This is a genomic window from Virgibacillus salexigens, from assembly GCF_014905415.1.
GTDB lineage: Bacteria > Bacillota > Bacilli > Bacillales > Amphibacillaceae > Virgibacillus > Virgibacillus salexigens.
The window spans coordinates 246,625-269,066 of the sequence record NZ_BNEO01000001.1; the positions used below are offsets into that span (position 1 = coordinate 246,625).

Here is a 22,442-nt window from a genome sequence, read left to right on the forward strand (position 1 = left end):
AATATGTACTGCCGGATTTCCCAGCAGTACGTTGCTTTCATTATTTTCTATACCATGCAATTCCTAGGGCTCCTTCACCTAAATGCGTACCTATAACCGGACCAAAATAACTGATAGAAGTATCCATTTCCGAATATTTCTCTAGGAAGGAAGATTGTAATTCAATAGCTGCATCTTTTCTATTTGCATGAATAAAAACTACCTTTAAATTATTTCCTTTCGCAGCGTCCTCTTCAAGTAAGCCAAGAATGCGATTAATAGCTTTTTTCTTTGTACGAATCTTTTCATAGGGGACAATTACCTTATTAACAAAATGTAATATAGGTTTTACCTGTAATAGACTTCCAACAATAGCTTGGGCACCATTTAGCCGTCCACCTCGTTGTAAGTTACTTAAATCATCTACCATGAAATAAGCACACAACGATTCTTTCATTTGATCGAGCCGTTGAAAAATTTCTTCAGGTTCTTTCCCCTTTTGAATCATTTCAACCGCTTCTAGCACATAAAACCCTTGTGCCATACAGCTTATTTCTGAATCATACGTATAAACATCAATTCCATCTACCATCGTACCAGCACTAGCAACAGCCTGAAAGGTACCACTAATGCCACTCGATAGATGAATCGAGATGACAGCATCATAATCCTTAGCTAATGCTTCTAATTTTTTTGTAATATATCCAATGGAAGGTTGAGATGTTTTCGGCAGGTCTTTTGATTCTTTTAATTTTCGGTAAAATTCGGTTGTTGTTATATCGATTTCCTCTTGATATGATTCCTCTTCAAATTGGACACTCAGTGGTACCATATGAATTTCGTATTGATCACGAATTTCTTTGGTTATATATGCTGTGCTGTCAGTCATTACAGCAACTTTCATGTAAACCTTCTCCTCTTTCTTAAGCATTAAAGATAAAGCTTTCACTTTTATAAGTACATAGACATGTTTATTTTACATGAACACGAAAAAAAATGCATTAATAAGATGATGCATATCATAAAAAATACTCTAAGATATGAAATCTTAGAGTATAGTATCTATCATATTTATAAGGAACAAGAACGAGAACCATAACAATCAAAAGAAATAGTTGTTAGACTACTTCCACCCATCCTTTACGTATAGCTGAAACAACAGCCTGTGTACGATCATTAACATTCATTTTTTGTAAGATGTTGCTAACATGGTTTTTCACCGTTTTTTCACTAATATAAAGTGTTTCTGCTACAGCACGGTTACTCTTTCCATCTGCTAATAATTGCAACACTTGACATTCTCTTTTTGTTAATAGATGTAATGGTTTACGGTATTCAATCCCATTCTCTGAAATATTCGATGAATTCTCTTTAGCTAATCGACGATATTCCATTACTAAGTTATGTGTTACTTTAGGATGTAGGTAAGAACCTCCATCACTCACTACCTTAATTGCATCAATTAATGCATCTGAATCCATCTCTTTTAATAGATATCCTTGTGCACCTGTTTTTAAAGCGTGGGTTACATAGCTTTCATCATCATGGATGGAGAGAATGATTACATTTGTATTAGGAAAGTAACGAACAAGATCAGATGTAGCTTGAACGCCGTTCATATTTGGCATGTTTATATCCATTAAAACAACGTCTGGGTTATTTTCTTTAACTAACTTAGCAGCTACTGTTCCATCGTCCCCCTCAGCTACAACTTCAAAGCTAGGTTCGAAGTCTAATATTCTTTTAACACCTTCACGAAAAAGCTTATGGTCGTCAATTAAAACAATACTTATTTTTCTTTCTGTATTCATTCTACATGTTCCTCCTACATCATATATTCTATTTATTTACCCTAGTAGTTTACTATGATAGAACAGTTCTTTATCTATATTTTATAAAATCTTATAAGGTAGTTAGTACTTTTATTTTACCTATTATACCTTTAAGAAGGCACATAGGGAACCTTAATTAATATAGTTGTACCTTTTCCAATACTAGAATTAATCTCCATTGTCCCTTCTAGCATCTCTACACGTTCACGCATACCAATTAAACCAAAAGATTTATCACGTTTCATCCCAGGATCGAATCCTTTGCCATTGTCCTTAATCACCATGGTTAAATTATTCTTACCTATTTCAAGTTTAACTTGAATTAATGAAGCTTCTGCATGTTTTACAGCATTTTGTAAAGCTTCTTGAACTAGCCGAAAAAATGCGATTTCATATTTTTGGTTTAAACGCATTTCTTCACCCATTGAGTTAAATTCAATCTTGAGATCATGATAATCAGAAATGGTCGCGACATATTTTTTTATCGTTGGGATTAATCCTAGATCGTCTAAGGCCATTGGTCTGAGATCATAAATAATCCTCCGAACTTCATACAATGAAGAGCGAATCATTTTTCGTACACTCTTTATTTCACTTAATGCTTGATCCACTTCTCGTTTCCGGAAAGTACGTTCTACTATTTCAGACCGTAATAATATATTAGCAAGCATCTGTGCTGGTCCATCGTGAATTTCCCTAGATATTTTTCTACGCTCTTCTTCTTGGGCTTCGATAATTTTCAAACCAAATTCTTGCTTTTCTTTTGCTTCTTCAATCATTTCATTCACTTGGCGGAAATCATCATGTAAATAATTTAGTACAACGGAAATTTTTCCAGCTAATCCTTCTGCTCTCTCAATCGTTTGACTTAAAGAAATTAATCGTCGCTCTAAATCATCTCGTTTTTCACGCAGTACACTTTCTTCTTGACGCAGAACCGCTAATTTTGTTTGCATGGCATGAGTCATCTCATAAACTTCTCGGATCTCATTTTCAGAATAGCGATCAAAATATTTACTAACTTCGGCTAATCGTTGCCTGGAAAATCTGACTTTTTGCTCTAGCTGGTCTCCATCATCAATATGTTGCGCTACTTTGACCTTTGTCTCTTTTAATTCTTTGATGAGGTGCTCGTGCTCTTGTCTAGCTTCTTCACTTATATTAAAAATCTCGTCTTTACTGTTTTCTACTACTTCTATCATTTCGTTAATGATAAAATCTAATGCTCTATCACTAATTCTCTGCGCCATTTCTTCCACCAACCTATGTTATAATTATACGCAACTATTCATATTTTTTATAGGGTCTTTTAGCATACTTACGGATTAATTATAATGAACCTTTTTACTCAATTATATTAACTTTTTAGTTCTAATTCTATCATGCTTGATAAAAGGGAGAGAATGCAAGTTGTTAGATAACTACTTCACTGTAAAAAAACAAGGGAATGATGAAATCATTATCCAGAAATCGCGATTTATAGGCTATGTTAAACGAGCAGAAACAGAACAAGAAGCTCAAGCATTTATTCAGGGGATTAAAAAAAAGCATCACGATGCAACTCATAACTGTTCTGCCTATTTAATCGGTGAGCATGACCAAATTCAAAAAGCGAACGACGATGGCGAGCCAAGTGGTACTGCAGGTGTTCCTATTTTAGAGGTGCTGAAGAAACAGCAATTAAAAGATACTGTCGTAGTCGTAACACGTTACTTTGGCGGGATTAAACTTGGTGCAGGTGGATTAATTCGGGCTTATGGAAATACCACTACACAAGCAATCAAAACAACAGGTGTTATCCAACGACAACGCATGCAGGGTTTTTCAATAACTGTTGATTATACTTTATCTGGAAAACTAGAACATGCTTTACGTCAGTCCGAGCATATCGTTGAAACAATCAATTATAGTGATAAAGTTGAATTTATTGTCTATGTAACTATTGGGGAAGAACATACGTTTAAAGAAATGATCATTGAACTTACAAGTGATCAAGCAACTATTCAAAACACAGATACAACGTATATTGAAATAGACAGAGCGACGTAAAAGATGTTGAGATATAACCTAAACGAATAGCTCTAAATCTGAAATAGACCGTGCTTTTCCCGAGCACGGTCTCAACTGACTCGGTATCGGGTAAGTATAACCACTCATCCGTGTGGATGATCACAACCAAAGGGTTCCCACTGGAGCCAAGCCTTTTTCACTTGCTATAATTTACGACAACGCTATTCGTTAGGAATTAAAAAACGAACAATCCGAACTACCTGCCAAATATACTCGTATATGCAGATAAATCGTTCGGATTATTCTTTATCTAAACTACCTTTGACTTGCTTTTCGGTTGTAAAAAATTATAAAGATGAACACGCAGCTACATCCGCTATTATTCGTACATTTGGATGCCTATTAAGGATAGAGGCAGGGAAATCTTCCGATACTTCACCGTCCATCAACCTTGCAAGTGCTGCTGCTTTACTTTCTCCGGAGACTAATAAAATAATTTCGTTGCTTTCCATGATTGTTTCAATCCCCATCGTGATTGCCTGCTCAGGAACTTCATTAATGGATGAGAAGAAGCGTGCATTGGCTTCACGAGTAGAATCATCTAAATCAACAACATGGGTTCTACTTGAAAATGGAGTTCCTGGTTCATTGAATCCAATATGACCGTTTAAACCAAGTCCAAGAATTTGTATATCTACATTTCCCGTTTGTTGGATAAGCGACTCGTAATCTGAAGCTTCTTGCTTGAGATCAGGAGCATTCCCGTTTGGCAGGTGTGTTTGTTCACGCGGAATACCTATGTGTTTAAATAATTTTTCATTCATATAGTAATCATAGCTATTTTTATCAGCTTTGGGCAGTCCAACATATTCATCTAGGTTAAATGTATGTACATGGTTAAATGAAGCTTCATCATTTTGATAAGATCTTATTAAATGTTGGTATAAACCTTCCGGCGTTGATCCAGTGGCTAATCCTAACACCGGTAATGATGTATGATTTATTTTTTCAATGATAAATGAACATGCCCGTTCACTCATTTCATCATAATTGCTAACTTTTAATAATTCCATCCTTTGTATCCTCCTTATAAGCGACTACTCCTCGGCAAATGGTATACTTTATTGATAAGTTATCATCAACTAATAAAATATCTGCATCCTTTCCGATTGCTATACTACCTTTTGATTCGTGCATATGAATTTGCTTAGCTGGGTTCTTCGCCGTCATTTCAATAATATTGTCAATAGTAACATCACTAAAATGAAGCATTTGTTGGGCACCTTCATACATCTTCAGGATACTTCCAGCTAAAGTTCCGTTTGCTAATAATGCTCGATCAGAAGTAACATTAACAGGTTGTCCACCTAATTCATATCCACCTGGAGGCAAGCACTTTGCCCGCATCGCATCTGTGATTAAAATAAGTCTTTCACTGCCCATATTTTGATAAATCATTTGCAGCATTTCATCCGTAACATGAATTCCATCTGCTATTAATTCTGCACGTAAGTCTTCGAGTTTAAACGCAGCACCTACTGCCCCAATATCCCGATGATGTATTCCATTCATTGCATTACACAAATGAGTAAGTTGACTGACGCCATACTCAACGGCCTTTTTTATTGTGTCAAAACCTGCATTTGTATGTCCCGCTGAAACATTTATCCCAGCATCTGCTAGTCTTTTTATAAATACTCCTTCCGGATCCAGCTCTGGTGCCATTGTAATTGTTTTAATGCAGTTTCCAGATATAGCTTGCCATCTTTCAAAGACATCTTCATTCGGTTCAACAATATATTCCATTGGCTGTGCCCCAGCCTTTTTCTTTTCTATAAATGGTCCTTCTAAGTGCACACCAATTATTTCTGCCTGACCAGCTTTACTCGAATATTGGGCAACATTTCGTAACGCTTGATCTATATTTTCCGGTGACTGCGTAATCGTTGTTGCTAAAAAGCTCGTCGTACCTTCTTTAGGCAGTACAGAAGCCATTGTATCTAACGCTTCCTCTGTAGCATCCATTACGTCTGCACCATTCGCACCATGAATATGACCATCAATGAATCCTGGAATCGCATTTAATTTGTTCCCATCTATAATCTGCACATGATCTGGTAAACTATTTGGCTGATTATCTGAATAATAAATAGCCTCTATTTTTCCATCCATTAGTAAAATGGAACCTGATTTCACCATTTCATTTTCTGCATAAATCGATATGTTTTTAATAAAAATAGGGATAGTCTGCACCATTTATAACAACCAACCTTTCCTTCACTTTCATTAAAGTAGCACAACCAACAGGGAATGTCTAATAAACGTGAAATACACTGACTTTATTTTCTCCATCATTCACTTCCATAACAATGCTTTTACGTAAAGCTTTTTTTAACAAGGTCTATTTTACCATAATTTATGGATATAAAAAGCAGTGTTTTCTATGTAGAAAGAAAACACTGCTTTTATTAATCCGCGAATGACTGCTGTTGCGGAAGCTTCGTTAATTGGTTATTGCCAAGTTCATGAACTAACGCTTTCACCATTTCTTCGGAAGTTTGTATTTTATGATTTTCTGTTTCTTGAATTACTTTTCTTAGCAAGTTCTTATACTTCTCTTGCTCGCCCATTATATTCCCGCCCTTTACCTTTTCATTAAATTATAGATAAATAGCACTATAACATAAAACAAGACAATGATCTGTCGAACGATGTCGTATTTTTGAAAATTTAACGATATTTTAATAAAACATACGTAAATGATGCCTTTTTTCTGACCCATATGTCGATTTTTAAATTTAAACAAAAACCACCGAAGTTCTTTCTCCCTCTCCTCTATCCTATGCAAGAACCGAAGAAAATGGTAACGGAGAGCGCCTAAAGTCTTTAATAGTTCTTTTTCAAATCATAAAAAAGCCACAAGCATTTAGCCGTGGCAATCAATTTTTATTTATTCTCCATTTGTTAAATTCCAGATATTCTTTGAACTGTTCCTTTGACACTCCAGACTCCATTGCCTCTTGAACAATTTCAAGCCACTCATCGTCCAATTCCTCATGATGCTTTTTAGAATTTTCTTTTATTAACTCATTTACGGAGACGCCTAGGACTTTGCTAATCTTTTCGATAAACTGGATCGATGGATTAATTTGTATACTGCGTTCAATTGAGCTTAAATAAGATTTAGCAACTCCAGCCTTTTCAGCTAATTCTGAAATAGACATATTCTGGTTTTTCCGTAATTTTTTTATTTTTTCACCGATCAAGTTCTCACCCTCTTTCAAGTCGGATTATACCATAAATCAGGTGAGATATACTATAACCATTTCTCGTTCAAGGTCAGGTATTCTTTCCTTTACGCGTATGACGTAAAAATAATTGGATATCTGTTATAGGTATCCCCATACTTTTGGCCTGTTTTATTAATTCTACCCACTCTGAATCTAACGATACTTGCTTCATCAACGTTATCATCCCCCAATTAATATCCAGGAAGTCCAGCCATCATAACATGTATGTTTTAGATCTGTGACTTTGCGCCCGTACCTTTCAGCACGTTTGCCTTTTTCTGTCCACCTTTCTTTATGACTATCATACTATATTAAGTGTATGTAATCTCTAGCTTGTTTTGTCATAATTCAACTAGTTTTGTAACGTTGAATTTAAAAATTGAGACTACTTGTCGAGTTTTTGTACAACTATAGCTTTGATGATACATTCATTCTTTTCATCATCCTTATTATAAGATATAAAAACCCGCCGATAGCAATGAATATAAAGCCAAGTGTTACATAAAGAAATATATTTGTCGCTGTATTTGGAAGCGTTCCTCCGTCATTATTCCCATTATTATCACTATTAACTTTGCCTACGATATGTTGTTCATCCGTGCTATTCCCTTCCCCTTCTGCTATAAATACAAGTGAAAATGTAGTATTCAATGCTTGATAGTTATTTCCAAGGTGTTCAGGAAAGCGTACCGTAAATGTTACCTCTTGTTGATCCGAAGGGGACAAATCTTGAAATGTTAATTGTTTAAATTCATGTAATTTCCCTTCATAAAATACTTTATTTCCACTATTCACATGAATGTCTAATTGATTAAAAAGTTTCTCAGAGCCTTTATTTTTAAGCACAACCGAATAATCAAATGAGTTAGCACCATTATTAGTCACTTCAACAGTACGAGGAGCCCAATCCCCTGGTTTCATATTTTCAATATCAAATAGGATCTTATTTGGGGTAATTTCCATCGATAACGAATCATCAGCATAAGCGATGAACTGTCGATGTATTCCAAACCATGTAAGAACAAAAGTGAGTATTAACAACAAAAGAACTTTATACCTCATCTTATCTACCTCGCCTATTCATGCCTACTGCTGCTTAACTTCGGCATTATCCGATTTTTTGGTATCTTCCAGTTGGGCCAATGCTCTCCAAATCGAAAATCCTGAATAAACTAACAACAACACTCCTGGAAGAATTAATAATAAAATACTCCCATTCGGCGATTGTGCAAAATCGATAAAATAACCAAGATAAGGAATTGTAAATCCATGGTAAATCCCTACGACATTCTCTGCCAAAACTGGACTTGTATCCACTGCGTTATTATTATCTCCTTTGGTTCTATAAACGACACCGTTTTTTGTTACCGTTACCTCTGTTATGCGGTGGGTCACTAATTTATTATCTTCCTCCATAAATGTAATAATATCTTTGTCTTGGAAATTAGAACCATCTTCTACCATTTTAATAGCAATAATAGAGCCTGTTTGGATCCCCGGCTCCATGGATCCAGATAGCACGGTTTTCAACTGATAGCCAAATAGTTCTGGTTCACCGCCTGTTATTTTAGTAACGGTTACGATACCTGCAACAGTTATCAACATGATAAATAATATGGCTGTTATGATATGATTAGACCATTTAAACCATGTTTTACTTCTCATTAATCTTCCTCCTTATTTGCCTCTTTTTCTTTTAAATCTGCTGCCTCACTGGGTTGTTTTCCTTGGTTTTGAATTTTCGTATCATTTGATGTTTCAGCTTGTTTCTCTGGAGAGGTTGGCTGTTGTTCAGTTGAGGGGTTTGATTTTGAGTCCTGTTCTTTTTCATTTCCTTTTTCTTCAATTGGGTTCTCCGTACTAGATTTATCTTTGTCGATTTCCTTTTTTCTTTCTTGTGACTCCCCGTGCTGATCGCTTTTTTTCTGGCACTGCACGATTATTTTCTCACTCCACGTTGTTTGACCATCCGCTTGTATAACTGAAAATTGGTAAATCCCTGGACGACTTACAGTTACAGTTAGCTCAGTTACCTCTGTACGCTTTAAGGCCGTAACACTGCCTTTGTCTTTCTCAAGATTCACTCTTTCACCATGTTTTCTGGGAATCCCTTGTTCAGCATAAAATACGTTATACGTTGCCGATTTCAACATATCTCCCTGGCCATCATTCCTTATTTTTGTCTTTAACATGGTCGAGTCACATGATTTGTTTTTTTGCGTATGGGAATTGATAAATGTCAGCAAAACGTTATTTTGTGGTTCTGGTGTTTTTTCCCAATTGTCTAATTCTATAATTCCGCTCATTTTCTCCCTATCATTAAAATGGGCCGTTGTGCTTGAAGTCATGTAGCTTCCTAGAAAAATAATAAAATAACATAAGAGAACAATCTTAAGGATGAGATACCAGCCAAAAAATTTTTTCTTATATTTATTTAATCTACTTCTTCTCATGACGCCCTTCCCACCTTTTTTCTTTGCCATTTTTGTGTCATATATTTAAACGGATAACATAATTGTTTTACGTTTAAATATATGACACATCGGAGGGAACAGAACTTTCCCTCCGCTATTAATCTGGTTTTATTGGACATTTGACTTTCCCTCTCGCTGTTTTGCCTCGAATATCCATGTCAATTCTATAGAATCCCTTTGGAAATGATTCTGATTTCCTTCATTATCCACAAATGTACAACGAATCGAGAACTTCTCTTGATTCCCCCCGGTTGGAAATGCATCTAATATAGGAAAGGGCTTCTTCTTCAAATCAGATAATTTCTTTTGAAAAACAACCTTTTCTTTCCCTTTCACATGATGTAGTAGTTCGACATGTATATAATCAGCAAGATTATCCCCATTGTTATTCTCACTTTTATCAATAACTTTATAGTCGGTAAGAAATTGTATTTCTCTCATGTCAATCGTTCCATCATTGGTTAAGGTAAAGTCACTTTCCATCGTGTCACCGGGTACAATATCTTTCATTTGAATAATCGATTGCTTATTGATTCCTAATTCCAATAATCCTGTTGCGAACGTATTCATTGTCTCTTCCTGATCATTGAAATACGAATAAGTTCCTCCACTAATTAAACTCACTCCAAGTAATGCTGTTGCCATGCTCATTGCCATTTTTTGTTTTAATGACATGCCATTGCCTCACTTTCTAATTAATGCTGTTGTGTGGAAGAAGTATGTAGAGGAAGTATGAAGCATAGCTTCTCTTCCTCTACAACTACTTTAACGCCGTTCTCCATCCGTCTGTTCTGCTTCTAGATGAAATTGAACATCTAATCCCGCTCCTTGTAAGAAGTTCTGATCCTCTCCATTATCAACAAAGGTTATTTTAATACGAATGGTATCATCGGTTCCCGTTGGAATTCCTTCCCCTTCCCTTACAAATGGCCACCATATCCAAAAACCTGGTGTAATATCGAGTTGATCCATTGTTTCTAATTCAGCAATAGTTTTTCCACTTAAATCATTAATTGGTTTTCCATCACTTGTTAGAAAATCCACTCGTAAATGATCTTTAAATTCGTCTGTTCCAGATGCTGAGGTGTTCATTAGTACTTTCCCAATATTTAATGTCCCTTCATTTGCCATATGAAAAGAACGAGTCATATAGTCGCCTGGTTTTAAATTTTCAATATCAAATGCAATGGTCGGATCAACCCCTAAATCTAGGGTTCCTGCAGCAAATGTATTATCAACCACTTCTTGATCACTGAAATATGCAAACGTACCTCCACCAATTAATCCAATTCCTAACACAGCAGTAGCAATACCCATTCCCAGTTTCTTTTTAAAATTCATTTTTTTCCTCCTCTATCATAAAATATAAAATAAAAGCAAATATCATATTTCTTCATAAAACTCCCCCGCTATCCTCCCTTTTCAATTTAATATGTTGTTCTCTTATACGGTCATATCGTTTTTTATAACGAACAACACTTGCAGTATAGGTCATTTTTCTTAGATTGAAAACATTGAAAAACAAGCTTTATTTCTATATAACGAACAAAATACTTTTAATAACTCCTATTTACTTAAATTTAATAAGTTTTTTATTTTTTTGTTCTTTACTAAGATCGGAATAGAAATCTACGGCGCTTTTTTTATTTCAACCATTTCAGCTTTTATTCCATGTATGTTTTTTATATACTTAAAGAAAATGTGTAAGGAGTATCTCTATGAACAAATTTGCCTTGCTGCTTATTTCAATTGGTTTTGTTTTTTTATGTTTTGGCGGCTATCAATGGTATACGACAGAAAAACAGCAGGAGGCATCTTTAACAAAGGCTAAAGATTTAGTGAAACAACCTAATTCAAGTACAACAAGTTTAGAGAAAGACAATATTAAAAAGGCTTTTACACCTGCAAAAGGAGAAACAGCTGGAATCTTACATATACCAAAATTAGAAGCCGACTTACCTATTGTTGAAGGAACGGATGAAGACGAACTAGAAAAAGGTGTTGGCCATTATGAGGGGACTGCTTACCCTAAACAAAAAGACCAAATTGTATTATCTGGTCATCGGGATACCGTATTTCGAAGAATGGGTGAACTAACGGTTGGGGATCATTTAACAATACAAGTACCCTATGGTGATTTCACCTATAGAATTACAGATACCAAAGTAGTTGATGCAGATAATCGTTCTATTATCATGTCAACAGCTCCCAAGGAAGTACTAACCTTGACTACGTGTTATCCATTTTCTTACGTCGGAAATGCCCCTGATCGTTATATTATTACTGCAATACCAATAAACAATTAATAGTTGTGAAATAAGACATAGACGAATATCACTATTTTCGATATAATTTACCAATGAATTATTTTTATTTTCAAACATTGCTGTCACTAAGTTAATAAAGAGGTGAATCAATTGAAGTCACGAGTCGAAAAACATAAAAAAAAACGTAGGTGGCCAATTTGGCTTGGTGGTATTGTACTTGCATTCATTATAGTCATTGGTGGCTTCTTATTTTATGTTTGGGATCAAATTGGCGATACCGTTGAATCCATGCATAACCCACTTGAAAGAGATAAGGACCCAGAACAACAGCAAGAATTAGAAGCTGTCTTTAATAATACAGAATCAGTAAATATTCTACTGCTTGGTGTTGATGAAAGATCTGGTGATAAGGGAAGATCTGATACGATGATGCTTTTATCCCTTAATCCGAATACAAATGCGATTAAAATGCTAAGTATTCCTAGAGATACTTATGTAACGATTCCTGGACGAGGTAAAGATAAAATTAACCATGCATATGCATTTGGTGGTGTTGAACTTTCAGTAGAAACCGTAGAAGATAATCTAGATATTCCCATCCATTATTATGCACAGGTCAATATGGAAGGCTTTAAACAAGGTATCGATGCACTCGGAGGCGTTACAGTAACTAATGATACTGCATTTTCTCAAGGTGGATCTCAGTTTCCTGTGGGGGAAGTTCAGTTAAATGGGGAACAAGCTCTTGACTATATTCGCATGCGCAAAGATGATCCACGTGGGGATTTAGGCAGAAACGAACGGCAACGAAGTGTCATTACAGCAGCAATTAATAAAGGCGCTCGTTTTTCCAGCATTACAAAAGTAGGGGATATCCTTACTATTCTAGGTGATAATGTCCAAACAAACCTTGATATGGATGACATGCAAACACTATTTAGTAATTATCGTGGAACAAGAAAAAATATCACTTCTATGGAGATAGAAGGTAATGGGCAACGCTTTGGTCAGCCAGAACGGTGGTATTACGTCGTATCTGATTCAGAATTCAATCGTATTACAACAGAGATTAAAGAGCATATGAATGAAAAATAGCTTCATATAGATAAAAACGTGGTAAAACATGGATGAATCATTCATCCATGTTGCTTCACGTTCATATGATTGATAATTGATGTGATTATGTTATGAAATAGGGGGTCATTATGAGAAAATTATTCGCAAGTTTCTTCGTTCTTTTTGTTGGCTTGCTTGTTGGATGTTCAGAGGACGAGGCTACACCAAATGATCGTTTCGAAACGTATGTAAACCATTGGAACGAACAGGAGTTTGATTCCATGTATAAAATGCTTCACTCCGATGCAGCCGACACGTATTCAACTGAAGAATATGTGGACAGGTATAATAAAATATATGGAGATTTAAATGTCTCGAAGCTTAACGTAGAATTTGATAAATTAAGTGAAGAAGCCATCGATACAGCAATGGATGAAGGAAAAGTAACAATTCCCTTTCATGTGAGCATGGAAACCATTGCTGGGCCAATATCCTTTGACTATAAAGCGAATCTTATTCAACAGGGAGAAGATGAAAATAAAAATTGGTATATTGCATGGAACCCTGGCTTTATCTTTCCAGAAATGAAAAATGGTGGAGAAATTTCTATTCAGTCAACTGCCCCAGCTCGCGGAGAGATTCGTGATCGTAATAATATGCCTTTAGCAATGAACGACACCATTTATGAAATTGGAATTATACCGGAAAAGTTAGGTGAAAACTCTGAACAAAATAAGAAAAAGATAGCAGAACTACTCGGCACTTCAGTGGAGGCAATCGATGAAAAACTAAATGCAAGTTGGGTAGAGCCAAATTTATTTGTACCAATTGCAAAAATCCCCAAAACCGAAGAAGCACTTTGGAATAAGCTAGTAGAGATCAATGGGATTACTAGACAAGAATCTACTGGACGTATCTATCCAGGTGGGGAAGCTGTTGGATCTTTAGTAGGTTATATTGGACAAATTACAGCTGAAGAACTGAAAGAGCAAGAACCTGGAGAATATGCAGCATCCGATGTCATTGGCAAACGGGGATTAGAAGAATTATATGAAGATCGTTTACGAGGAAAAAAAGGAAATAAGATTGTTGTAAGCAAAGATGGAAAAGAAACAGTACTTGCAGAGACAGAAGTTAAAGATGGTGAGAATGTTAAGCTCACAATCGATATTAATGTTCAAGAGAAAATATATCAAACATTAGATGGGGATATGGCAAGTGCGACTGTCCTTGATCCTAAAACAGGTGAAACGCTTGGATTAGTAAGCAGTCCATCATTTGATCCTAACGAAATTCTCTACGGAACAACACCTAACCTGTGGCAAAAGTTAGAAGATGATGAACGTAATCCATTACTTAATCGTTTCTATTCTACGTATGCCCCTGGGTCTGTTATGAAGCCAATCACAGCTGCAATTGGCCTTAAAAATGGCTCCATTGATCCAGAAGAAGGATTAAAAATTAATGGATTGACATGGAGTAATGGAGAAGGTTGGGGAGAGTATGAGGTTACTAGAGTATCCGAATCGAATGGTCCGGTCGACTTACATGACGCGCTTGTGCGATCAGATAATATTTACTTTGCCATGCAGGCAGTTCATATGGGATCTGAAGCTTATGTAACAGGTTTGAAAGACTTTGGTATTGGCGAAGATATTCCATACGAATATCCTATTACAGCTTCAACGATTTCATCCTCTGGAAATTTAGATGATGAAGTATTGCTTGCAAACACGAGTTATGGACAAGGCGAAATCGAAATGAGTTCCTTACATCTTGCTGCTGCTTATACCACCTTTATAAATAGTGGAGATATGATTAAACCAACATTTCTTGCTGATGAGGAAAAGTCACAAATATGGAAAGAAGATTTATTAACTTCGGAACAAGCGAAACGGATAAGTAGTGATTTACGAGATGTAGTAGAAAATGGAACAGCAGCATCTTATGCAGATGAAGCCAACTTTGATCTATCCGGAAAAACCGGTACTGCTGAGTTAAAACTAACTACAGAAGGGGAAGGGGAAGAAAATGGTTGGTTTGTTGGTTATCCAACAAAAGAACAAGATATTTTAATTTCGATGATGATTGAGGAAACAAAGGAACGCAGTGGAAGTGGTCATACTACTAAAAAAGCGATAGAAATTTTAAACAAATTGAAAGACTAGTTTAGCACAAAGCAAAAAGGAACTCTCTTACTTGAGAGTTCCTTTTTGCTTTGCTTCTTTAAAGTAATTTAAGTAACTCATTAAATGCATGTTCATCTTTATTATCTAGCGCTTTATCAATTAATCGCTTCACATTCCATTGTTCTAATTGGTCAATGATTAAATCGTTTGTATAATTAGAGGCGTAGGCAGCTGTTTTAATAGCGTAATCTCTATTTGCTAAAATGATATTCAGCTCTTTTACAAAGCTAGGCATGTGTAATAAATAGGATAAATTTAAATAGATGGTCTCTGTTCGATGTCCAAAGGCAAATAGAGTTCGAGCATTCTCAAGTGCTAACGTTTTTTGATTGATAATTATTTCCTTTCCTGCTGATGGAACATAGGTAAAAGTTTTACCATTATAATTAAAGGAAAAATCGATGTTTCTTATGTTAACATAAAGATAATCTTGATCGAATTTAATACTATTTGGCCTACTACTTTTAGCATATCGCATTTTACTGCCTCCTTAATAAAATCGATTTATTTTGTTCTTAGATAAGAACATCTAATGACAGTATAAACGATTATTCTGCAAATTCAAACAACCAAATACGGGTTTATTGACTTAATAAAGAACAATTAGTTAGAAATACTAGAATATTCTCAATTCAGCGCAAAATAACTACTTTTTTACTACAAGAGGATATATACCTAGATAAGCAACTTAAAATAATGTATAAGGCGATTTAGCAAACATAAAAGAGGTCCGCATGTATCGCGGAACCTCTCTCAATTTAATTCCATTTGTTCTGCTTCGCTAAATACGCGTGATCTTGTTAAAAACCGTTTTCCTTCTGGTCCTTCAAGTGAAAACATCCCGCCTCTACCATCAACTGCATCTATGATCAGCTGTGTGTGTTGCCAATACGCATATTGATCTTTAGAAATGTAAAAAGGGGTTTCCCCTATACTGCCTAATAATACATCAGATTCCCCTACTCTAAATTCATCTCGTGGGTAGCACATTGGTGAACTGCCATCACAGCAACCTCCAGATTGGTGGAACATTAAATCACCATGAACTGCTTTTAATTTTTCTATTAAATCAAGGGCTTCATCTGTTGCTGTTACTCGTTTAATCACATTATCACCCCTTCATTAAAGTTAAAATAATCCATCCGGCTGTTCACTATAACTTACTAATAAATTCTTCGTTTGTTGATAATGTCCAAGCATCATTAAATGATTCTCTCTTCCAATTCCTGATTTTTTATAGCCACCAAATGCAGCGTGCGCAGGATATTGGTGATAGCAATTTGTCCATACTCGCCCAGCTTCAATACCTCGTCCAAATCGATAAGCAGTATTCATGTCACGCGTCCATACACCGGCACCTAGGCCATACAAGGTATCATTAGCAATTGACATGGCTTCTTCTTTATCTTTAAAAGTTGCGACCGATAATACCGGGCCAAATATCTCTTCTTGGAAAACACGCATATTATTTTCACCTTTAAAGATAGTTGGTTCCACATAATAACCATTTTCTAGCTCTTCATCTTCTAGCTTATTCACATTCCCACCAATTAAAACATCAGCACCCTCTTGTTTACCAATATCAAGATAGGATTGGATTTTTTCCATTTGCTCTTGGGATGCCTGAGCTCCCATCATTGTGTTCGTATCAAGCGGATGACCAATCTTAATTTGTTTTACTCGCTCAATCGCACGTTCCATGAATTCGTCATAAATGGATTCATGGACGAGTGCACGTGATGGGCATGTACAGACTTCACCTTGGTTCAAGGCAAACATGACAAAACCTTCTATTGCTTTATCTAAGAAACCATCATCTTTGGCCATAACATCTTCAAAGAAGATATTTGGAGATTTACCCCCAAGTTCCAGAGTTACAGGTATGATGTTTTCCGAAGCATATTGCATAATTAGGCGCCCTGTTGTTGTTTCACCAGTAAAGGCAATTTTAGCAATTCTACTATTCGATGCTAGTGGTTTCCCTGCCTCTACTCCAAAGCCATTGATGACATTCACGACTCCATCAGGTATGAGATCCTTTATTAAATCCAGCCAAACATGAATCGATGCTGGAGTCTGTTCTGCGGGTTTCAATACCACACAATTTCCTGCTGCTAACGCTGGTGCAAGCTTCCATGTTGCCATAAGTAATGGAAAATTCCATGGAATAATTTGCCCAACTACCCCAAGTGGTTCATGGAAATGGTAGGCAACCGTATCATGATCGATTTGGCTGACTCCACCTTCTTGGGCACGAATTACACCAGCAAAATAACGGAAATGATCGATTGCAAGTGGAATATCTGCTGCTAAGGCTTCTCTTACTGCCTTTCCATTGTCCCATGATTCAGCTACTGCTAGCTTCTCTAAATTTTCTTCCATACGATCAGCAATTCTATTTAACATCAATGCCCGTTCTGTTACGGAGGTTTTTCCCCATGATTCTTTTGCTTCGTGTGCAGCATCCAAAGCTGCCTCTACATCTTCTTTTGTAGATCTTGCCATTTCGCAAAATACCTTTCCCGTAACCGGGCTCACATTCTCAAAGTATTTCCCATTTGCAGGTGGACGATATTCTCCACCAATAAAGTTATCATACTTTTCCTTGAAGTCTACCACAGCACCTGCTGTGTTCGGATTTGCATATTTCATATATGATTTCTCCTCCTTTTCCAAAGCTCACTTATGGTGAGATCTAGTATGAACCTCTATAAAAAATATAACAATATGTTCTAAATTATTCCAACATTTTGACCACAGAAAATTGAAATAAAAAACCCCTGATTTACTTATCAGGGGGTAGACCGAACAACCTTTTATTTAGAGATACTGTGGCATGCTATTTAACCTCAGGAAGTACTCTTACTTCCTGCTTCATGGAAGATTGGCATAATGGACACCTTGGTTCATCTTCAAAACTATACGATTCCCTCATCCAACCTTGACAATTGTCACTCGTGCATGACCAGACATTTGTTTCCACTTTTTGAACCGGCTCTTTTGGTCCACGTGAAAATGACATGAAAGCATCTCCTTTCCTGTAACACTTCTATTATACGCCTTTCCTCTTAATAAAGAAAGATCCTTGGATCCATTACAGGTATAAACTACATTGGCATCGTTTTGCTTATCTTATATAGGATAGACAAATTACATGAAGCTTATACTCTCATTTTTCCACTTACTAATAATTTATGAAAGTTTAATAATTAGTATGTTAATAAAATAAAAGCTGACAAAAAGTCAGCTTTTTCAATAGGACTGAAATATACACTTTTTTCTTTAGAAATATCGCAAATTCAACCAAATATCATCAGTCAATGTATATTTTTATAACACAAACCGTTCAATTACTTTTGCAACACCATCTTGATTGTTCGTATCCGTTACAAAATCAGCTGCTTGTTTAATTGCATCCTGAGCGTTCCCCATTGCTACACCAATTCCAGCTTCTTGAATCATCTTCATATCATTTAAGCTATCCCCAACAGCCATCATTTCTTCCATAGTAACACCTAATTTACTACATACGGTATGAAGTGCACGTGCTTTACTTACGCCTTTTGGATTTACTTCCATGTTTGTAGGCAGGGAGTTTGTTAATTCTAAGTCCTTCATATACGATAACTCTTTCATCATCTGATTTAATTTATCTTTATCATAGGATTCACAACCAAACTTCAACCATTTATGTTCATGAAAATCTTCCGGTTTTGTGTTACGATAAACACCGTCTGTAGATATCATCCAGCTGGATAAACCTAATTCTATCGCTAAATCATACATTTTTTCAATTTTATCTGTAGCTAATAAATGTTGTTCTACTAATTCTTTTTCTACTGTCCAAATTTCTCCGCCATTTGCTGTAACCATAAAAGAAGTTAATTGCAATGACTCTGCATATGGATAACAGGATTGTAAGCCTCTACCGGTACTCAATACAACATGGACTCCTTTGTCCATAGCTTCAGCAATTGCTTTACGTGTGGCTTTAGACACTTTATGTTCATTTGTTAGTAATGTGCCATCCATATCTAATGCGATTAGTCGAATTACTTTCTCTTGTTCGTCCATTATATATCCTCCAGCCTTTCGTTTCTTCTTCTGAATGCTCTCGTTTTTCAACCTATGTAGAATATTAAATATCTATTTATATCTACGTTATTGTAAACCATTTTTCTTACAGTAGCAATTATCCTCACTTACAAACAAGCAATAGATTCCCACACAGCTTTAGCTAAATCTTCATTTGACCAGCTGGGTACATTTCTTTCCAATCCCAATTCATGAGATGCTGGAATATGAATAAATCCTGACGGTCGATGAAGTTTTTGTTCTTTAAAATAATGCAGAGTGTGGTACATAACATTATTGCACAGATAAGTTCCAGCAGTATTAGATATTTCAGCTGGTAAATTCGCTTTTTTGATGTTCTGTACCATATGTTGGATTGGTAACGTTGAAAAATAACCATCTGGACCATTTTCAACTATCTTCTCCCCTGCCGGTTTGTATCCACGATTATCTATTGGTCCATCATTACAGTTGATCGCGATTCGCTCTGGAGTTACTAATCTCCTGCCTACTGCTACTCCTAAAGATACTACTGCATCTGGGTCATAGGTTTCAATTAATCTAACCATGTCAGATCCAGATTGTTGAAATTCAACTGGCAATACATGTCCAATAACCGCATAGTCACTGATAACTTGATTATGTAATTGTTCTACAATGTTTGTGGTTGGATTAACCGGGTTATCTAAAAAAGGCGCAAACCCTGTTAGTAACAATTTTTTCATGATCGTTACTCCCCCTATTATTTATAAATCTTTACGAAACATACTCCATTGATAGAATTGATTATTCAATTCTATTTGCCTTTTCTGTGCGTCTTCTAAAGATATTGGATAAAATGAGATTTTTCCTTTTGGTGCCAATTGGGCAACCTTAGGAAGATCTGCGCTACAGATAGTTCCTATCCGTGGATAGCCACCAGTTGTTTGACGGTCTGCCATTAGAATAATTGGTTGACCATTTGGTGGGATTTGTATTCCGCCAAATGGGACAGCATCAGACCACAGAACAGTATGACTTTTAGTTACAATTTTCTTGGATTGTAACCGGTATCCCATACGATTCGAATTTGTTTCTACCACATGCGTTTGTCTAAAAAATAAATTTCTAGCTTCCATAGAGAAATGGTCTGTATGGGGTCCCTCAATAACCCCTACCTTAATGGATTTCTGATACCTTGGCCGGACAGACTCTGATAAACCAATTTTTTTAGGAGCATGTCTTGGATAACCATAAATACATGGTACATTATCTAATGTGGTTCCAAATCCACTCTTTATATCTACTGATTGGCTACCAAAGAAAGAGGGACTATCAAGTTCACCGGCAATCGCTATATACGAGCGTACGCCATTCCGGTGGCCCTCAAATGTCAACACATCTCCTGCCTGAATTTGAATGGATGTATACATAGGTGCTTCTCTTCCATTTATTTTAGCTTCTAAATCTGCTCCAGTGATTGCTATTGTAATCGTGTCACAGGCTTCCAGTTTTGGGCCAACCAGTGTAACTTCCAAGCATGCAGTATTTCTTGAATTACCTACCACTATATTTGCGGCTTGTAATGCAAAATAATCCATCGCCCCCGATACAGGAACACCAAACTGCTGATATCCATAGCGACCAAGGTCCTGAAAGGTTGTATATATCCCAGGTTTATGTACTTTAAACAAAGCTATTCGTTCATACATGATACATTCCCCCTACTTCTCACCTAAACGCTTTATGGTAATTCCATTGTTAGATAAAGTAGTTTGCAATGCTTCAGCGAAAGCTACAGCATGTTTGCCATCCCCGTGTATACAAATCGTGTCTGCTTTTAAATCTATAATGGTACCGTCGATCGCTTTGACCTTCTGATCAACGACGATTCGTTTCATTTGTTCCGCTGCGTCTTTTACATCATAGATGAATGCTCCCTTTACATTCCTTGGTGTTAAAAACCCTTCAGCGGTAAACGTACGATCTGCAAAAACTTCTGAGGCTACGTTTATACCAGCTGCTATTCCAGCAGATAATAAAGCACTATTCGCTAATCCGATCAGTATCAGATTGGAATCCAAATCATATACTGCTCTTGCTATTGCGTCTGCAACCTTCTCGTCACGTGCTGCAAGATTATACAACGCTCCATGTGGCTTAACATGTTTTAATGTCACATCGTGTACCGAACAAAAGGCCTGTAATCCTCCGATTTGATAGATTATTAGCTGATAGATTTCTTCTTCTGTGAATTCCATCATACGTCTGCCAAATCCAGCGATATCAGGGAAACCTGGATGTGCCCCAATTCCAACCCTGTTCTTTTTTGCTAAACGTACGGTTCTCTCCATTACATGTGGATCTCCTGCATGCATCCCACAAGCTATATTCGCTGAACTAATATAGTTCATAATTGTTTCATCTTCACCTACCATGAATGCTCCGTAACTTTCCCCCATGTCACAATTAATGTCAATTGTTGTCATCAGAAGCTCCCTCCTTAATGGATACGTTAAAATCTCCTGCTTCAACCAAATTGAATATATAGCTATAATCATTTTCGCTTATGGCATAAAATTGAATACGATCTCCATTTTTAAATAAGAATGGCGCCTGTTTATCATACGGATTAAATAATTGCAGTGGACTTCTTCCAATTATATTCCAGCCTCCTGGTGATGAAACTGGATAAACCCCTGTTTGTTCCTGTGCAATGCCAACAGAACCCTTAACGATTGATGGGCGTGGTTCTTTTCGTCGAGGTGTGGCTATTTGTTTATCTAGACCGCCTAGATACGGGAAACCTGGTAGAAAGCCAATCATATAGATTAGATACGCAGGTTTTTGATGGATAGCTACCACATCATCGGGAGTTAATCGGTTATATGCAGCAACATATTCTAAATCAGGGCCATATTTCTCTCCATAACAAACAGGAACATGCACCGTTCGAACCGAAGACGTTGTACGGATCGATAGATTTGTCAACATTTCTTCCAGTTTTTTGGTTATTCTTTGAAAAGATATATCAATTGGTTGGTAATAGATCGTGACAGAATTATAAGCAGGAACCCATTCAATAACACCAGAAATAGATGCTTGTTCCAACTTATTACAAATACTTCGGATTTGGGCATTCATATATTCTGTTACTTCCCCAGCTGCCTGAATTTTAACAGCCGAATCACCAACCGCTTGTAAACGATATTCCATATTCATTCCCCCAACATCCTATTAGTAAAATGATATCATATTTTAGCTAAAAATGACTGAACCTTTGGTATTTTAG

General features: G+C 36.3%; 26 protein-coding genes and 1 riboswitch. Of the genes, 4 read left to right on the forward strand and 22 right to left on the reverse strand.

What is annotated here, in order from left to right:
• Positions 1-40: 40 nt before the first annotated feature.
• The 3 genes from JKP73_RS01270 to JKP73_RS01280 form a co-directional block, all read right to left on the reverse strand.
• A complete protein-coding gene (locus tag JKP73_RS01270; protein WP_200410811.1) occupies positions 41-883 on the reverse strand; it encodes a DegV family protein in 843 nt (280 codons plus the stop codon).
• A gap of 214 nt (positions 884-1,097) precedes the next feature.
• Positions 1,098-1,790, reverse strand: coding sequence for a response regulator (locus JKP73_RS01275; protein ID WP_021289116.1), 693 nt, complete (start codon positions 1,788-1,790; stop codon positions 1,098-1,100).
• 131 nt (positions 1,791-1,921) lie between these two features.
• The gene (locus JKP73_RS01280; protein ID WP_021289117.1) at positions 1,922-3,061 is read right to left on the reverse strand and encodes a sensor histidine kinase; all 1,140 of its coding nucleotides are present in this window, start codon (positions 3,059-3,061) and stop codon (positions 1,922-1,924) included.
• 160 nt (positions 3,062-3,221) lie between these two features.
• Here JKP73_RS01280 and JKP73_RS01285 point away from each other — a divergent pair, with 160 nt between their 5' ends.
• On the forward strand, positions 3,222-3,860 hold the full coding sequence (locus JKP73_RS01285) for a YigZ family protein (protein ID WP_188943146.1): 639 nt from the start codon (positions 3,222-3,224) through the stop codon (positions 3,858-3,860).
• A gap of 308 nt (positions 3,861-4,168) precedes the next feature.
• Here JKP73_RS01285 and nagB read toward each other — a convergent pair whose 3' ends face one another.
• The 10 genes from nagB to JKP73_RS01335 all read right to left on the reverse strand — a co-directional run bounded on the left by nagB (position 4,169) and on the right by JKP73_RS01335 (position 10,926).
• Positions 4,169-4,894, reverse strand: a complete 726-nt coding sequence (gene nagB, locus JKP73_RS01290) for a glucosamine-6-phosphate deaminase (RefSeq protein ID WP_021289119.1) — start codon at positions 4,892-4,894, stop codon at positions 4,169-4,171.
• Complete coding sequence (gene nagA, locus JKP73_RS01295; protein ID WP_200410812.1) at positions 4,875-6,077, reverse strand: N-acetylglucosamine-6-phosphate deacetylase; 1,203 nt, start codon at positions 6,075-6,077, stop codon at positions 4,875-4,877. The genes nagB and nagA overlap by 20 nt, the downstream gene beginning before the upstream one ends.
• A gap of 212 nt (positions 6,078-6,289) precedes the next feature.
• Positions 6,290-6,451, reverse strand: coding sequence for a hypothetical protein (locus JKP73_RS01300; RefSeq protein ID WP_021289121.1), 162 nt, complete (start codon positions 6,449-6,451; stop codon positions 6,290-6,292).
• A 309-nt stretch (positions 6,452-6,760) separates the two neighbouring features.
• Positions 6,761-7,087 (reverse strand): helix-turn-helix domain-containing protein, encoded by a 327-nt coding sequence (locus tag JKP73_RS01305; protein WP_021289122.1) that lies wholly within the window; start codon positions 7,085-7,087, stop codon positions 6,761-6,763.
• A 73-nt stretch (positions 7,088-7,160) separates the two neighbouring features.
• Positions 7,161-7,283, reverse strand: a complete 123-nt coding sequence (locus tag JKP73_RS01310; protein WP_148530708.1) for an anti-repressor SinI family protein — start codon at positions 7,281-7,283, stop codon at positions 7,161-7,163.
• 26 nt (positions 7,284-7,309) lie between these two features.
• Positions 7,310-7,394, reverse strand: a riboswitch (cyclic di-GMP riboswitch).
• Positions 7,395-7,519: 125 nt separating this feature from the next.
• Positions 7,520-8,173 carry an LPxTATN C-terminal sorting signal domain gene (locus tag JKP73_RS01315; RefSeq protein WP_041203035.1) on the reverse strand — a complete coding sequence of 218 codons (654 nt, stop codon included), beginning with the start codon at positions 8,171-8,173 and terminating at the stop codon, positions 7,520-7,522.
• Between the two features lie 24 nt (positions 8,174-8,197).
• Entirely contained in the window at positions 8,198-8,776 is a 579-nt protein-coding gene (gene sipW / locus JKP73_RS01320) for a signal peptidase I SipW (RefSeq protein WP_021289125.1), read from the reverse strand.
• Positions 8,776-9,564 (reverse strand): amyloid fiber anchoring/assembly protein TapA, encoded by a 789-nt coding sequence (gene tapA / locus JKP73_RS01325; RefSeq protein WP_200410813.1) that lies wholly within the window; start codon positions 9,562-9,564, stop codon positions 8,776-8,778. The genes sipW and tapA overlap by 1 nt, the downstream gene beginning before the upstream one ends.
• Before the next feature lie 129 nt (positions 9,565-9,693).
• Positions 9,694-10,260 (reverse strand): TasA family protein, encoded by a 567-nt coding sequence (locus tag JKP73_RS01330; protein WP_021289128.1) that lies wholly within the window; start codon positions 10,258-10,260, stop codon positions 9,694-9,696.
• A gap of 90 nt (positions 10,261-10,350) precedes the next feature.
• Complete coding sequence (locus JKP73_RS01335; RefSeq protein WP_021289129.1) at positions 10,351-10,926, reverse strand: TasA family protein; 576 nt, start codon at positions 10,924-10,926, stop codon at positions 10,351-10,353.
• A gap of 377 nt (positions 10,927-11,303) precedes the next feature.
• Here JKP73_RS01335 and srtD point away from each other — a divergent pair, with 377 nt between their 5' ends.
• From srtD to JKP73_RS01350, 3 genes are all read left to right on the forward strand, one after another.
• The gene (gene srtD / locus JKP73_RS01340) at positions 11,304-11,891 is read left to right on the forward strand and encodes a class D sortase, LPxTATN-specific (protein ID WP_200410814.1); all 588 of its coding nucleotides are present in this window, start codon (positions 11,304-11,306) and stop codon (positions 11,889-11,891) included.
• Between the two features lie 111 nt (positions 11,892-12,002).
• Positions 12,003-12,947 carry an LCP family glycopolymer transferase gene (locus tag JKP73_RS01345; protein WP_021289131.1) on the forward strand — a complete coding sequence of 315 codons (945 nt, stop codon included), beginning with the start codon at positions 12,003-12,005 and terminating at the stop codon, positions 12,945-12,947.
• A 110-nt stretch (positions 12,948-13,057) separates the two neighbouring features.
• Positions 13,058-15,076, forward strand: a complete 2,019-nt coding sequence (locus JKP73_RS01350; protein ID WP_021289132.1) for a penicillin-binding transpeptidase domain-containing protein — start codon at positions 13,058-13,060, stop codon at positions 15,074-15,076.
• Positions 15,077-15,134: 58 nt separating this feature from the next.
• Here the strand turns inward: JKP73_RS01350 and JKP73_RS01355 are convergent, their stop codons facing one another.
• The 9 genes from JKP73_RS01355 to pxpB all read right to left on the reverse strand — a co-directional run bounded on the left by JKP73_RS01355 (position 15,135) and on the right by pxpB (position 22,366).
• Positions 15,135-15,575 carry an IDEAL domain-containing protein gene (locus JKP73_RS01355; protein WP_021289133.1) on the reverse strand — a complete coding sequence of 147 codons (441 nt, stop codon included), beginning with the start codon at positions 15,573-15,575 and terminating at the stop codon, positions 15,135-15,137.
• A gap of 275 nt (positions 15,576-15,850) precedes the next feature.
• Positions 15,851-16,204, reverse strand: a complete 354-nt coding sequence (locus tag JKP73_RS01360; protein WP_021289134.1) for a DUF779 domain-containing protein — start codon at positions 16,202-16,204, stop codon at positions 15,851-15,853.
• Between the two features lie 21 nt (positions 16,205-16,225).
• Positions 16,226-17,749 carry an acetaldehyde dehydrogenase ExaC gene (gene exaC, locus JKP73_RS01365; RefSeq protein ID WP_021289135.1) on the reverse strand — a complete coding sequence of 508 codons (1,524 nt, stop codon included), beginning with the start codon at positions 17,747-17,749 and terminating at the stop codon, positions 16,226-16,228.
• Positions 17,750-17,936: 187 nt separating this feature from the next.
• Entirely contained in the window at positions 17,937-18,119 is a 183-nt protein-coding gene (locus tag JKP73_RS01370; protein ID WP_021289136.1) for a cold-shock protein, read from the reverse strand.
• Between the two features lie 308 nt (positions 18,120-18,427).
• A complete protein-coding gene (locus tag JKP73_RS01375; protein ID WP_021289137.1) occupies positions 18,428-19,171 on the reverse strand; it encodes a Cof-type HAD-IIB family hydrolase in 744 nt (247 codons plus the stop codon).
• A 128-nt stretch (positions 19,172-19,299) separates the two neighbouring features.
• Positions 19,300-19,896, reverse strand: coding sequence for a pyroglutamyl-peptidase I (locus tag JKP73_RS01380; RefSeq protein ID WP_021289138.1), 597 nt, complete (start codon positions 19,894-19,896; stop codon positions 19,300-19,302).
• A 21-nt stretch (positions 19,897-19,917) separates the two neighbouring features.
• The gene (locus JKP73_RS01385) at positions 19,918-20,862 is read right to left on the reverse strand and encodes a 5-oxoprolinase subunit C family protein (RefSeq protein ID WP_021289139.1); all 945 of its coding nucleotides are present in this window, start codon (positions 20,860-20,862) and stop codon (positions 19,918-19,920) included.
• A gap of 12 nt (positions 20,863-20,874) precedes the next feature.
• Positions 20,875-21,639 carry a LamB/YcsF family protein gene (locus JKP73_RS01390; RefSeq protein WP_021289140.1) on the reverse strand — a complete coding sequence of 255 codons (765 nt, stop codon included), beginning with the start codon at positions 21,637-21,639 and terminating at the stop codon, positions 20,875-20,877.
• A complete protein-coding gene (gene pxpB / locus JKP73_RS01395; RefSeq protein ID WP_021289141.1) occupies positions 21,626-22,366 on the reverse strand; it encodes a 5-oxoprolinase subunit PxpB in 741 nt (246 codons plus the stop codon). Before pxpB ends, JKP73_RS01390 begins: the two co-directional genes overlap by 14 nt.
• Positions 22,367-22,442: the final 76 nt, after the last annotated feature.

Excerpts from the sequence above, each read along its gene's own strand:
- JKP73_RS01335 (WP_021289129.1), bottom strand. The coding sequence starts at position 10,926 with ATGAATTTTAAAAAGAAACTGGGAATGGGTATTGCTACTGCTGTGTTA.
- JKP73_RS01270 (WP_200410811.1), bottom strand. The coding sequence starts at position 883 with ATGAAAGTTGCTGTAATGACTGACAGCACAGCATATATAACCAAAGAA.
- JKP73_RS01310 (WP_148530708.1), bottom strand. The coding sequence starts at position 7,283 with ATGAAGCAAGTATCGTTAGATTCAGAGTGGGTAGAATTAATAAAACAG.
- sipW (WP_021289125.1), bottom strand. The coding sequence starts at position 8,776 with ATGAGAAGTAAAACATGGTTTAAATGGTCTAATCATATCATAACAGCC.
- JKP73_RS01275 (WP_021289116.1), bottom strand. The coding sequence starts at position 1,790 with ATGAATACAGAAAGAAAAATAAGTATTGTTTTAATTGACGACCATAAG.
- JKP73_RS01300 (WP_021289121.1), bottom strand. The coding sequence starts at position 6,451 with ATGGGCGAGCAAGAGAAGTATAAGAACTTGCTAAGAAAAGTAATTCAA.
- JKP73_RS01330 (WP_021289128.1), bottom strand. The coding sequence starts at position 10,260 with ATGTCATTAAAACAAAAAATGGCAATGAGCATGGCAACAGCATTACTT.
- exaC (WP_021289135.1), bottom strand. The coding sequence starts at position 17,749 with ATGAAATATGCAAATCCGAACACAGCAGGTGCTGTGGTAGACTTCAAG.
- JKP73_RS01315 (WP_041203035.1), bottom strand. The coding sequence starts at position 8,173 with ATGAGGTATAAAGTTCTTTTGTTGTTAATACTCACTTTTGTTCTTACA.
- tapA (WP_200410813.1), bottom strand. The coding sequence starts at position 9,564 with ATGAGAAGAAGTAGATTAAATAAATATAAGAAAAAATTTTTTGGCTGG.
- JKP73_RS01390 (WP_021289140.1), bottom strand. The coding sequence starts at position 21,639 with ATGACAACAATTGACATTAATTGTGACATGGGGGAAAGTTACGGAGCA.
- JKP73_RS01380 (WP_021289138.1), bottom strand. The coding sequence starts at position 19,896 with ATGAAAAAATTGTTACTAACAGGGTTTGCGCCTTTTTTAGATAACCCG.
- srtD (WP_200410814.1), top strand. The coding sequence starts at position 11,304 with ATGAACAAATTTGCCTTGCTGCTTATTTCAATTGGTTTTGTTTTTTTA.
- JKP73_RS01370 (WP_021289136.1), bottom strand. The coding sequence starts at position 18,119 with ATGTCATTTTCACGTGGACCAAAAGAGCCGGTTCAAAAAGTGGAAACA.
- nagB (WP_021289119.1), bottom strand. The coding sequence starts at position 4,894 with ATGGAATTATTAAAAGTTAGCAATTATGATGAAATGAGTGAACGGGCA.
- nagA (WP_200410812.1), bottom strand. The coding sequence starts at position 6,077 with ATGGTGCAGACTATCCCTATTTTTATTAAAAACATATCGATTTATGCA.
- JKP73_RS01385 (WP_021289139.1), bottom strand. The coding sequence starts at position 20,862 with ATGTATGAACGAATAGCTTTGTTTAAAGTACATAAACCTGGGATATAT.
- JKP73_RS01355 (WP_021289133.1), bottom strand. The coding sequence starts at position 15,575 with ATGCGATATGCTAAAAGTAGTAGGCCAAATAGTATTAAATTCGATCAA.
- pxpB (WP_021289141.1), bottom strand. The coding sequence starts at position 22,366 with ATGGAATATCGTTTACAAGCGGTTGGTGATTCGGCTGTTAAAATTCAG.
- JKP73_RS01375 (WP_021289137.1), bottom strand. The coding sequence starts at position 19,171 with ATGGACGAACAAGAGAAAGTAATTCGACTAATCGCATTAGATATGGAT.
- JKP73_RS01280 (WP_021289117.1), bottom strand. The coding sequence starts at position 3,061 with ATGGCGCAGAGAATTAGTGATAGAGCATTAGATTTTATCATTAACGAA.
- JKP73_RS01350 (WP_021289132.1), top strand. The coding sequence starts at position 13,058 with ATGAGAAAATTATTCGCAAGTTTCTTCGTTCTTTTTGTTGGCTTGCTT.